Origin of the sequence: Acetobacterium sp. (assembly GCF_030652775.1) — a bacterium.
GTDB lineage: Bacteria > Bacillota > Clostridia > Eubacteriales > Eubacteriaceae > Acetobacterium.
In genome coordinates, this window is the sequence record NZ_JAUSPS010000018.1 from 1 (window position 1) to 11,886 (window position 11,886).

Sequence of the window (11,886 nt, forward strand, 5' to 3'; positions counted from 1 at the left end):
GGCGCTGATTGCTGAAAGTATTTATCCGGAAATATTCACTAAATAAGTCGGTATTAAATGGGGCGAATGCTGTTCGCCCCCTGGTTTTCTTAAGTGAGAGACCCAGGGGGTGAACAGACAAAACAATTAATTGGAGAAATAATGAAAAATAGAGTCAAAAAATATAGTATCATCATATCGATTGTAATTTGTGTCATCATCATTTACGTCTGTACCTTATTGGGCGTCGCATCCATTTCTTTTTGGGATGCCAATAAAATTTTACTGGATCAGATTTTTCATATCGATTTAGGCATGGAGAATATCAGTGACGGGGCTATCGCCATTATCTGGAATGTCCGACTGCCGCGGATTATTCTGGCTTTTATTACCGGTGGGGTGCTGGCCATCTGCGGTGCTGCCTATCAGGGCATCTTTAAAAATCCTATGGCCGATCCCTATATTTTAGGGGTATCCTCCGGGGCGGCTCTGGGGGCGACGATTGGCATTGTGATGAATTTTTCCAGCAGTTTGTTTGGGATGAATGGCACGGCCATTTTAGCATTTGTCGGATCATTTACATCGATTCTGGTGGTTTATAATATTTCCCGAGTCGGCCGTAAGGTTCCGGTAGCGACGCTGCTACTCAGTGGCATCGCCATTGGGCAAACGATCAGTGCGATTATGTATCTGCTGATGATTTTCAATCAGGAAGAAATGACCCAGATTATGTTCTGGATTATGGGCAGTTTAAATGGCAAAGGTTGGGGCCAGGTTTTAATCGTGCTACCCTATGTTATTGTCGGCGGGATTGTGATGCTGACATCAGTTCGGGAGCTGGATATTATGTTGTTGGGCGAGGAAACCGCAACCCAGCTGGGAGTGGATACCGAGCGTTTGAAAAAGAAAATTCTGATTACCTCATCGCTGCTTACCGCTGCGGTGGTCTCGGTTACCGGGATCATCGGGTTTGTGGGACTGGTGGTACCCCATATTGTCCGGTTGGTAACCGGTCCTAAACACCGGGTTTTGATTCCTTTTTCACTGCTCTTTGGCGGGGCATTTCTGATTCTATGCGATACCCTGGCTCGAACGGTGGCCGGACAGGAAATCCCGGTGGGGATTATCACCGCCGCCTTCGGGGGACCCTTCTTTGTCTATCTCTTGAGAAAACGCAAGCAAGGGGGTGCCTGATATGGAACGGTTAATGCCAAGAATCATGCTGGATTTCAAGGATGTGGTATCCGGCTATGGCGAAAAAGATATCCTGCAGGGATTTAACGCCACCATCTGCCAGGGCGAGTTTGTCGGACTGATCGGTCCCAACGGCACCGGGAAGTCAACCCTGTTAAAATGTTTATCGGGATTGCTGCCGGTGAAATCCGGGGTTATTACTCTGGAAGAAAAGGACAACACCAGCTATACCCAACGGGAACGGGCTCAAATGATTGCAGTGGTGCCCCAGTCCTTTGATATCGACTATGATTTTACCGTCGAGGACATCGTCCTGATGGGACGAAACCCCTATCTGAGTTATCGAATCAAGGAAAGTCAGAATGATTATGCGATTGTGACTGAGGCGATGCGGGCCACCAAGACCCTTAATTTTAGAAAACGGCTGTACAATAATCTCAGCGGCGGTGAAAAACAGCGGGTGATTATTGCCCGGGCGATTGCCCAGGAACCGGATATCATTCTTTTGGATGAACCGACATCGGCGCTGGATATTCACCACCAGATTGAAGTGATGGAGTTGATTCGCAATCTCAATCTGAAAAAATCGATGACGGTGGTGGCGGTGCTTCATGATATTAATCTGGCGGCGCGTTACTGCAACCGGCTGATTTTAATGAAAGACGGCCGGGTGGTTGTGGACGGCACCCCCAAAGATGTGATCACCGAAGCCAATCTCAAAAAAGTCTATGAGATGAAAATGTTTATTCAGGAGAATAAGCTGTTTGGAAAACCGGAGATCATTCCGCTCCGGGTGATTAAAGAATCGGAAGACTATCGCAGTTTGCGGATTCATGTCATCTGTGGTGGCAACAAAGCTTCCCAGGTGTTAGAAGAACTGGAGGCCATGGGTCATCAGGTTACCGCCGGGGTGGTCAACCAGGGCAGTGACGACTGGATCATCTGTGATGTGCTGGGGATACCGATGATTGAAGAAAGCCCATTTACCGCCATCAGCAGCGAAAAACAGGCCGAGAACCTGACCGTGATGGCTGAGAGTGACCTGATTTTGATTTCCGATCTGCCCTTTGGCCACGGCAATATCAATAACCTGATCGGGTTAGAAAATCTGAACGGTGAGATTTATTTCCACCGGAATTGTCTGAACAATGATTTTACTGAAGGTGAGCTGAAAAAGCGCCTTGAGGCCATTAAAAAGAAAAAGGCGGTCAATGAAATCAGTGACCATCAGGAATTTATCGAAATAATCAAAGCATTGACCCTAATTAAAGAAATATAGTTTGGCAAGGGGTTGGCATGTTGGTAGCCGCTTTGCGAAATTGCTAAGATAGATCGTGTCATTAAAAAAGGAGGCAGAATTATGAATTATTTTATGTTGGCTGGAACCAGCAGCAATGTCGGAAAAACAACCGTCACCATGGGTATTATGGCGGCCTTCAAGAAACGGGGTCTGCGGGTAAAACCCTTTAAAACCGGACCGGATTACATTGACCCGATGTTTCATCGTTTTGTAACTGGCGAACCGTCGATTAATCTGGATACCTGGATGCTGGACGAAGAAACGATCCGGGGCCTCTTTTTTAGACGGCTGGATGAAAATGAGCTGGGGATTGCCGAAGGGGTCATGGGTCTCTATGACGGTCATAGTCTGGAATCGGACGTCGGCAGCAGTGCCTATCTGGCCAAAACCATCGGGGCCCCGGTGATTTTGATCATCGATGGCCGGGGCATGGCTAAAAGTGCCGCGGCGCTGGTAAAAGGCTATGTGGACTTTGATCCAAACACCAAGATTGCCGGGGTGATCATTAATCGGATTTCATCGGAATCCCATTATTCTTTATTAAAAGAAATGATTGAAGCCTATAACGATGTGACCTGCCTGGGATACTTTCCTAATAATCCCGACATCGTCATGGACAGCCGTCATCTGGGACTGGTTCCGGTCGAAGAGATCGCCGATTTTCGGGACAAGGTGGATAAGGCCGGGGAACTGGCCGAAGCCTATATTGATCTGGATAAATTATGGGAAATCAGTCAGCATGACCAAGTGGTGAGTGCCTTTGTGGATCCCTTTTCAGGTGCAGCTGACAAATATCAGGGGCTGCGGATCGGCGTACCCAAAGACCGGGCCTTTAATTTTTACTATGATGACAATTTTATGGCTCTGGCCAACGCCGGGGTGGAAGTGGTCGAATTTAGTCCCTTGAATGATGCTGCTTTACCAGAGCATCTCGATGGTTTATATATCGGCGGGGGCTTTCCCGAAATTTTCGGCGCCGAGCTGGCGGCCAACACGGCGATGATCGCCGATATCAAAGATAAACTGGAAGCCGGGCTACCCTGTTATGCAGAGTGCGGCGGTCTGATGTATCTGACCAACTCGATGACCTTAAACAGCGGCGAAACAAATCCGGCCGTGGGCTTTTTCGCTGCCGATTCTAAAATGACCAAACGGCTACAGCGGTTTGGCTATGTTAATATTGATGCCTATTTTGGTGGCAAAACCATCGCAGTTCGCGGACATGAATTTCATCACAGTCTGGTTTCTACCGCCGAGACCTTGCCCACCGCCTATGTGATCACAAAAAATGGCAAAACCTGGACCTGCGGGTACCGTCAGAAAAATGTCCTGGCCGGCTATCCTCATATTCATTTTTACAGCAACCCTCTGTTTTTAACCAGTCTCTTAAATGCCGTCCTGGAGCATAAAGCGGGGCAGGCATGAGGCGGGTCAGAGTCGAAACCCCGGGAACCTGCGGCGAATATATTCAGGGCTGGTATGATGGCAGTCCTTGTCTAGTATCTAGCCCGATTGACCGGTATTCCCGGATTATCATCACCGAAGGTCCGGGGAATCTGGATACGTTAAAACCCAAAACTCAAAAACAAGTAGCTGAAATTTTCCGGCGCTTTGCGATTCCCCAGGCGGAAAAAAAGCATTTGCATTTTACTATGAGTAGCGACATTCCATTGGAAAAGGGGATGGCCAGCAGCACCGCCGATATCGCCGGAATGGCTGCCGGTCTTTCTGCTTATTTTAGCTTGGAACTGACCCCCGGGGATATCGGTTCGCTCTGCACTGGCATTGAGCCGTCCGATAATCTGATGTTTGAGCGTTTGAACCTTTTTAATCACATCAGTGGTTCGGTATTAAAGGAATTCGATGGCACCGTGGAAGCGGATATCCTGATCATTGATTTTCATGGCGGTATTGATACGATGAGCTTTAATGAAACCCAGGACGACTATTCCTCAGATGACTTAGATACCTTTGCCGAAATTGTCACTCAATTCGGAAAAGGGGTTCGCACCAAAAGTCTTAAGGACATTGGCGCCGCCTGTACCAAGAGCGCTATCCTTAACCAAAAACGCTTAAAAAAGAACTATCTGGATTGCCTGATCAGTCTGTCCTGTGATTTTGGCGGGCTGGGAACTGTCATCGGCCATAGCGGTACCGTGATTGGGATTATGTATGACAAGAGCGATTTTCAGGAAGAGGGGTTCCTCAAAGCATTCAAAAAATATGTTCCCGAAGCGGTCTACGCCGAGCTATATCAAAATCGCCTGATACCGGGCGGAATAAAAATTACCACCGACGAGGTGTAATCATAAAATATTGATTTAACCAGAAATAAAAACAAAAAATGCATTCAAGAAAGTGAGAAAAAATGGAATATATTAACAACCCCCGAGAAATTGAAGAGCGCAGTTTTGAGATTATCACCGCCGAAATGGGCGATAAGGTGTTCCCGGAAGCGATTGCCCCGATGGTCAAACGGATTATTCATACCACCGCTGATTTTGAATATGCGGATTTACTGGAAATTTTGAACAATGGTTATGAAAGCGGGATGGCAGCTCTGAAACAGGGTAAGAAGATTTATGCTGACACCCGGATGATTCAGGTCGCCGTTAATAAAAAAGCCCTGGCTGATCATGGCATTGAAATTGTCAATTTTGTCCACGACGCCGATGTGGCCGCCGAAGCCAAAGAACGGGGCGTGACCCGTTCTACGGTTAGCATGGAAAAAGCCTTGAAGGACGACAGCGTCGGTATTTTTGCCATCGGTAATGCCCCCACCGCTTTATATACCCTGATTGAACAGGTCAAATTGGGTAATACCAAACCAGCCCTGATTATTGGCGCACCGATTGGTTTTGTCGGGGCAGCCGAATCCAAGGAAGCCTTGGATCAGATCGACAGCCCGATCATCCGGATCAACGGACGAAAAGGCGGCAGCCCGGTGGTGGCAGCGATTCTTAACGCCATGCTTTATCAACTGGGAAGGGAATGGTAATGACGATGAGTGCAGTAAAAAAAGGAGTTTTTTATGGCATCGGGGTTGGTCCCGGCGATCCCGATCTGCTCACTGTTAAAGCCGCTAAGGTTTTAGATGCCTGTGATATGGTAATTACCCCGGTGAAAAAAATGGGCAGCACCAGTGTGGCCTTTGAAATTGTCAAAAGTCATATTTCCGATCTGTCCAAGGTTATCGAAATGAATTTTCCCATGATTTCCCTGTCTCAGGAGCGGGAAGTGTTACAGAAACAATGGCAAGAGAATGCCGATGAAATTGAAGTGCTGCTCAATCAGGGTAAGGATGTTGCCTTTATTACCCTGGGCGATCCAATGGTCTTCAGTACCTATTCTTATGTGATGGAATATTTGCTAAAACGAGATATTGAAGTGATAACCCTGTCAGGAGTGCCGTCATTCTGTAATCTCGGCGCACAACTGAACATTCCGCTGACCCAGGGCGAAGAATCTTTGGGGATTGTGGCGATGACTCAGCCGGTGGAAGAAATCCGGGCGATCCTGGATGCCCACAAGAACATTGTGGTGATGAAAATATCTGCCAACAATGCCTGGATGGCCGAAGAACTGGAAGCCCGCGGACTGGAAAAAAGCTTTGTGCTGGTATCCAATATCGGCATGGAAACCCAGCAGGTAGTCCGGGATATTGATGTGTTAAAAGGTAAGATCCCTTACTTATCAACCTTATTAATCAAAAAGAATTATCCCCTTCAGTAAGGGAGGTAAACGATGTTAAATAAAACCATCGAGAAAAATGGTAAGGAACTACGCTACGGCTATACCACCGGTTCCTGTGCCACGGCCGCAACCAAGGCGGCACTGTTAATGTTTTTAAATCAGCAGAAATGGGAAACCATTGAAATAAGTACGCCGAAGGGCTGGACGCTGGATCTGGTGCTGCACGATCAGATTTTTTCAGAAAATGAAGCCTCCTGTTCAGTCGTCAAAGACTCGGGAGATGATCCGGATGTGACCAATGGCGTCAAGATTTTTGCGAAAGTCACGCCATCTGATCAGGCCGGGATCGCATTTGCCGCCGGCATTGGCGTTGGCACCGTAACCTCGGTGGGACTCAGTATTCCACCCGGTGAACCGGCGATTAATCCGACCCCCAGAGAAATGATTGCCCATGAGATTAACACGATTTTGAATTCTGACGCGGTACGACAGCGGTCAGATTTACCCAAAGGCTGGCGGGTGGAATTGTCGATTCCCCAGGGCGTGGAACTGGCCCGGCGAACCTTTAATCCCAAGCTGGGCATTGCCGGCGGGCTGTCGATTATCGGCACCTCGGGGATTGTCGAACCGATGAGTGAAGATGCTCTCAAGGCTTCGCTAAAACTGGAGCTCTCGGTGCTCCAGGCCCGAGGCTTTAAAGAAATCATCTTTGTCCCCGGTAATTATGGGAAAGATTTCTCAGACGAATTGGGGCTGGATGAAAATGTGCTGGTGAAGACCAGCAATTTTATGGGCTTTATGCTGGATGAGGCCGAACGGATGGGCTTTGAGAAAATTTTGCTGATCGGTCATCTGGGCAAACTGGTCAAAGTGGCCGGGGGAATTTTTAATACCCACAGCAGCGTTGCCGACGGCCGGATGGAAATTTTGACTGCCCATGCCGGTTTACTCGGGGCAACCCGGGAAACCATGGCAAAAATAATGGCCGCCAAAACCACCGATGAAGCCACTGATATCATCTTGGCTGAAAATTTACCAGACTATTTTAATCATTTGGCCGAGGTCGTAAAGAAAAAGGTCACCGACCGGGTTTACGGAACCATTGCAATGGAAGTAGTTCTGTTTTCCAAGATCCATGGCTTTTTAGGACAAAGTAAAGACGCAGAAGAGTTGAGGAAACGATTATGTACCCATTAAAAATTATTGGACTGGGCCCGGGACATCCGGATTATATATTACCGATCGCATTAAAAGAAATTGCTGCGGCGGAAGTGATCCTCTGTGGCACCCGCCATGCCGAAAGCTTTGATATCAGCGGTAAAGAAATGCTCTTTATCGGCAAGGGAACCCCACTCAGTGAGCTGATGGAAAAGGTTGCTAAGGGCTACCAGAGCCGAAAAACCGCGCTGGTTGTTTCCGGCGATTGCGGCTTTTACAGTCTCCTGACCTATGCCAAAAAAGTGGTGCCGGAAAAGGACATTGTCTGTATCCCCGGGATCAGTTCGCTGCAGTATTTTTTTGCCAAACTGGCGATCAGCTGGGACGATGCCAAGCTGGTCAGCCTTCATGGTCGCGATCAGGATTTAGCGGCAGCCCTGGCTGAAAATAAAAAGCTGGGAATTCTCACTGACAAAAATAATAATACCGCATTTATTGCCGGGATTCTCCAATCGGCCGGTTGTGAGAACAGCATTCTTTATGTCGGGGAGGAGCTATCCTATCCCAACGAAAAGATAACCCGCTTAACCGTGGCGGAAGCCCTGACCTATCAGGAGGAAGGACTGGCAGTAGTGGTGGTAATCAATGAGTAAGATTGCAGGATATAAGGATGACGCCTATATTCGGGGGAAGGCGCCGATGACCAAACGAGAAATCCGCATCCTCACCATTTCGTTGCTGGGAATAAACCCTGGTGATGTGGTCGTAGATATTGGCGCTGGCACTGGTGGTCTCACCATGGAAGCCGCCTATGCCGCCGATCAGGGTAAGGTCTACGCCGTGGAAGCCAAAGAAACGGCGCTGGAGCTGGTGCAAAAAAACAAAGAACATTTTAAGGCCGACCATGTCGTAATTATTTGCGGTAAAGCACCAGAGGCGCTGACCGAAATTAAAGAGCCCGTGGATCGGGTCATCATCGGCGGATCCGGCGGCAATATGGAAGGTCTCTTTCAGTGGTGCAAAGCCAATACCCGCCCCGGCGGCCGGGTGATTGCCAACTTTGTTACCCTGGAGAATGCCGCCCAGGCCACCACCCTGATGAACCAGTATTTTGACAGTGTGGAACTGGTTCAGGTGGGTATCAGCCGAGGCGAAGGCATCGGCGGATTAACGATGTTGAAGGCCGCCAACCCGATTTTTATTATCACCGGGGATGTCAATTAAATTTACTATTTAAAGGGGCAAAAGGCTATTGACAAGAAGTACAACCTGGTGTAGAATGAACTCAGTTAAATAGTGAACTTGTCCTATATTCAAGGGAAAAAGGTGTAAATCCTTTGCTGTAATCGCAGCTGTAAAACATGAGGACCGTCTCATAACCACTGTTAAGAAATTAGCGGGAAGGGAGATGGAAAGTTGATTGTTGAGCCAGAAGACCTGTTTGTAGTGATTTCTTAAAAACCTCCGATTTAGAGGAATGTAAGAGCATTATATTTAAATTTGTAAGTATGATTCTTTTTCCTTCTCCATTGGAGAAGGATTTTTTTCGTTTTCTAGCCGTCAGCGACCGGAAGCGAACCCAGGAAGTGTGTGATTCTTGGGAGTTGGTTAATTTCTCCTAGCCAATAGTAGAATCTCTTCGAATAGAAGGACATCTCCAAGTCAGTATTTAATGCCCTTCCTCGGGGATGGTGTGTGACATCCCCGAATTTACCTTGCTTTCATTAATTTACATTTTTGATAGAATATTATTCCTCATTTCTGCTTAGATTTTTCTGGCCAAAAATTTGAGCAACAATAAAAGAAGTGCATTCGATTTCGGATGCGCTTTTTTTATTGGTGCGGTTTGTCTTCCCAATTTAAAAAGATTTTTAAATTGTCCCTAAAATGGTATACTTGCATAAAAAACAAAGATATTTATAAATAATCAGATAGGAAGGTCGCCGATGAAAATTCACTATTTACAGCATGTCCCCTTTGAAAATCCCGGCAGTATTCTGGAATGGGCAAAAGCCAATAAGGCGATTGTTACCGCAACGCAATTGTATAATGATGAAGCGCTGCCGGATGTGAACGCATTTGACTGGCTGGTGGTTATGGGGGGGCCGATGAACATTTATGAAGTGGATCAATACCCTTGGCTGAAAGCCGAAAAAGCATTGATCAAAGCCGCCATTGAAGCCGATAAGGTGGTCATCGGTATGTGCCTGGGCAGCCAGTTGATTGCCGATGTCATCGGCGGGAAGGTCATTCAAAACAAACAAAAAGAAATCGGCTGGTTTCCGATTTCCTTTTCTGAAAAAGCCAAAGCGTCGGCACTGTTTGCATTTTTCCCGGATCAACCGGTGGTCTTTCACTGGCACGGCGATACCTTTGTCGAGCTGCCTGAGGCAGCCACGGTCATTGCTGCCAGCGCCGCCTGTAAAAAGCAGGCCTTCGTCTACCAACAAAGAGTTTTTGGCTTTCAGTTTCACCTGGAAAACACCTTGCCGATTATCGAAGATCTGATCAAAAACTGCGGTGATGAAATGATTCCTGGTGATTACGTGCAGTTACCGGAAGAAGTTCTGGCCCACCCGGAATATATCCGTCAGGACAATCACTGGATGGCAGCGTTTCTGGACCAGCTCAAACAGCTGACTGAGGAAGGCTGGATTTAATAAAAATTAGCTTTCACAACAAATGACTGGTGAAAAATTGGGTAAATATAAATCAGGAAGAATTGATTGAAGAAACTTTTTGTTTGAAAGGAATTGTATGATGAAAAAGGTAATGCTTAACGAAATGACCGCACTGGAAGTTCAGGAGATGTTAAAAAAGGCCGATCAAGTCACTGCGATTGTGACCTTTGGATCCTGCGAGAGCCATGGCTGGCATTGCTGCCTGGGGCCGGATTTTTTCGTGCCATCAGAGGTGGCCAAACGAGTGGCGCAGAAGCTGGACAATGTGGTGGTGCTGCCCTGTGTACCCTTTGGCACATCGATTCATTATAACCGTTACCCGATGTCGATTACGCTGCGCTATGAAACGGAAATTGCCATTGCCGAAGATATCTTCGAAAGTCTTATTAACAACGGCATCAAACACATTTATATTTTAAATGGCCACGACGGCAATATCCCGGCATTGGAAATTGCCGCCCATAAGGTCAAGAATCGCCATCGGGAGGCTAAATTTCTGTATCTGCCAGATTGGTGGACCAAGGTCGGCCCGATTATGGGTGATCGTTTTGAGGTCTGGAATGGACTGGGACACGGTGGTGAAGGCGAAACCTCGATTATGATGGCCTTGCGGCCGGAACTGGTGAATTTGGAAGATGCGGTATCCCAGGTACCGGAAAACGTCATTAAGATCAATGAAAAGGTGGATATTATCTGGGATATCAAGGAACTCACCGGCACCGGAGCCACTGGTGATCCCACCAAAGCCAGCATTGAAAAAGGCGAGCAGATGTTGGAGATCTTTGTTGATCTGGTTGCCAGCGCTATTGAAGAGATGAATCAGCGGGGTTGGAAGTATTAATTTTTAGGTTTACGAAAAGATTTGATAAAAAGAAAAAAGGTGGTCAATCATGAAAAAGTTAATGTTGGTACTGGCAGCTGTTGGTTTAGCCCTATTCCTGTCAGGCTGTTCGCTGATCCCGGGGATTTTTGGTAATAAGTCTGAGTCGGTAAAAAATCAGGAAATCACTTTGACCTTGTCATTTGGCGAGAAAACCGGCACCTATACCGGTCAATTGGTCAAAGGTTTGCCCCAGGGCACTGGTGTCTTTACCGTTTCCAACGAGGATGAAGTCGCCTGGACCTATGAAGGCGCATGGGAACAAGGCCATTTTCAGGGCATGGGAGAAACCGTTTGGGAAGATGGGTTCATGCAGGAAGGAAACTACCAGAATGATCTTCTAAATGGACAGGGACAAGAATACCTCGATAAGATACTCTTATATGACGGTAACTATACCGATAATCGTTATGATGGACAGGGTACGCTTTACAACTATTATGGCGAGGTGATTTACAAGGGTAATTTTGACATGGGTTACTTCAACGAGACCACTGTTCAGAGAAAGGCCCGATTGGATCCATTCAAAGCCCAGACCGCAGAATTATCTTATGCCGAAATACTTGAAGCGGCCAAAAATGAAACCGGCAAGAAGGTCAAAATGACGGGACGGGTTTATCAAATTTATGAAAATTTTGAAAATCAGCAATATTTCTGTGATTTTATCATGGATTTAAATGACGATCCCAATCAGATGGTGCAGGTCTACTACCGTTTAAACTCAGGAGAATCGCCTTTGGTTGAAGGCCAAATGGTAACGGTCTGGGGTACTGTTGAATACCTCTACACTTACACCACTGATGCCGGTCAGGAATATACCATCCCTAATGTGGAAGCCTGGAGCGTGGAGTAGAACTTAATAGCTGTAACGCAGAAAAACTCCCAGTCACGCGACTGGGAGTTTGAGGTTGTCGATAAACTACCGTACCGACCAATTGTTAATCTGTTGTTCGCCGCGGAATCGGACAGGCTCTGCCGTGTCCGCTCCGATGCGTACAACA

12 protein-coding genes and 1 riboswitch are annotated in these 11,886 nt (G+C 47.1%); all 12 genes read left to right on the forward strand.

Annotation, left to right across the window (positions count from 1 at the left end; all coding sequences use genetic code 11):
- The first annotated feature begins 141 nt into the window (after positions 1 to 141).
- The 12 genes from Q7J41_RS03670 to Q7J41_RS03725 all read left to right on the forward strand — a co-directional run bounded on the left by Q7J41_RS03670 (position 142) and on the right by Q7J41_RS03725 (position 11,738).
- Positions 142 to 1,173, forward strand: a complete 1,032-nt coding sequence (locus Q7J41_RS03670) for an iron ABC transporter permease (protein ID WP_304885352.1) — start codon at positions 142 to 144, stop codon at positions 1,171 to 1,173.
- A 1-nt stretch (position 1,174) separates the two neighbouring features.
- Positions 1,175 to 2,452, forward strand: a complete 1,278-nt coding sequence (locus tag Q7J41_RS03675) for a heme ABC transporter ATP-binding protein (protein WP_304885354.1) — start codon at positions 1,175 to 1,177, stop codon at positions 2,450 to 2,452.
- 81 nt (positions 2,453 to 2,533) lie between these two features.
- A complete protein-coding gene (locus Q7J41_RS03680; RefSeq protein ID WP_304885356.1) occupies positions 2,534 to 3,898 on the forward strand; it encodes a cobyrinate a,c-diamide synthase in 1,365 nt (454 codons plus the stop codon).
- Complete coding sequence (locus Q7J41_RS03685; RefSeq protein ID WP_304885358.1) at positions 3,895 to 4,779, forward strand: GHMP kinase; 885 nt, start codon at positions 3,895 to 3,897, stop codon at positions 4,777 to 4,779. The genes Q7J41_RS03680 and Q7J41_RS03685 overlap by 4 nt, the downstream gene beginning before the upstream one ends.
- A gap of 62 nt (positions 4,780 to 4,841) precedes the next feature.
- Positions 4,842 to 5,471 carry a precorrin-8X methylmutase gene (locus Q7J41_RS03690; protein ID WP_304885359.1) on the forward strand — a complete coding sequence of 210 codons (630 nt, stop codon included), beginning with the start codon at positions 4,842 to 4,844 and terminating at the stop codon, positions 5,469 to 5,471.
- A 5-nt stretch (positions 5,472 to 5,476) separates the two neighbouring features.
- Positions 5,477 to 6,205, forward strand: coding sequence for a precorrin-2 C(20)-methyltransferase (gene cobI, locus Q7J41_RS03695; RefSeq protein ID WP_304885360.1), 729 nt, complete (start codon positions 5,477 to 5,479; stop codon positions 6,203 to 6,205).
- A 12-nt stretch (positions 6,206 to 6,217) separates the two neighbouring features.
- A complete protein-coding gene (gene cbiD, locus Q7J41_RS03700) occupies positions 6,218 to 7,363 on the forward strand; it encodes a cobalt-precorrin-5B (C(1))-methyltransferase CbiD (protein ID WP_304885361.1) in 1,146 nt (381 codons plus the stop codon).
- The gene (gene cbiE, locus Q7J41_RS03705) at positions 7,351 to 7,977 is read left to right on the forward strand and encodes a precorrin-6y C5,15-methyltransferase (decarboxylating) subunit CbiE (RefSeq protein ID WP_304885363.1); all 627 of its coding nucleotides are present in this window, start codon (positions 7,351 to 7,353) and stop codon (positions 7,975 to 7,977) included. Before cbiD ends, cbiE begins: the two co-directional genes overlap by 13 nt.
- The gene (gene cbiT, locus Q7J41_RS03710; protein WP_304885365.1) at positions 7,970 to 8,548 is read left to right on the forward strand and encodes a precorrin-6Y C5,15-methyltransferase (decarboxylating) subunit CbiT; all 579 of its coding nucleotides are present in this window, start codon (positions 7,970 to 7,972) and stop codon (positions 8,546 to 8,548) included. The genes cbiE and cbiT overlap by 8 nt, the downstream gene beginning before the upstream one ends.
- A 50-nt stretch (positions 8,549 to 8,598) precedes the next feature.
- Positions 8,599 to 8,784, forward strand: a riboswitch (cobalamin riboswitch).
- A gap of 486 nt (positions 8,785 to 9,270) precedes the next feature.
- Positions 9,271 to 9,984 (forward strand): type 1 glutamine amidotransferase, encoded by a 714-nt coding sequence (locus Q7J41_RS03715; protein ID WP_304885366.1) that lies wholly within the window; start codon positions 9,271 to 9,273, stop codon positions 9,982 to 9,984.
- 97 nt (positions 9,985 to 10,081) lie between these two features.
- The gene (locus tag Q7J41_RS03720) at positions 10,082 to 10,846 is read left to right on the forward strand and encodes a creatininase family protein (protein WP_304885368.1); all 765 of its coding nucleotides are present in this window, start codon (positions 10,082 to 10,084) and stop codon (positions 10,844 to 10,846) included.
- Positions 10,847 to 10,895: 49 nt separating this feature from the next.
- Positions 10,896 to 11,738 carry a hypothetical protein gene (locus Q7J41_RS03725; RefSeq protein ID WP_304885370.1) on the forward strand — a complete coding sequence of 281 codons (843 nt, stop codon included), beginning with the start codon at positions 10,896 to 10,898 and terminating at the stop codon, positions 11,736 to 11,738.
- The last annotated feature ends 148 nt before the right edge of the window (positions 11,739 to 11,886 follow it).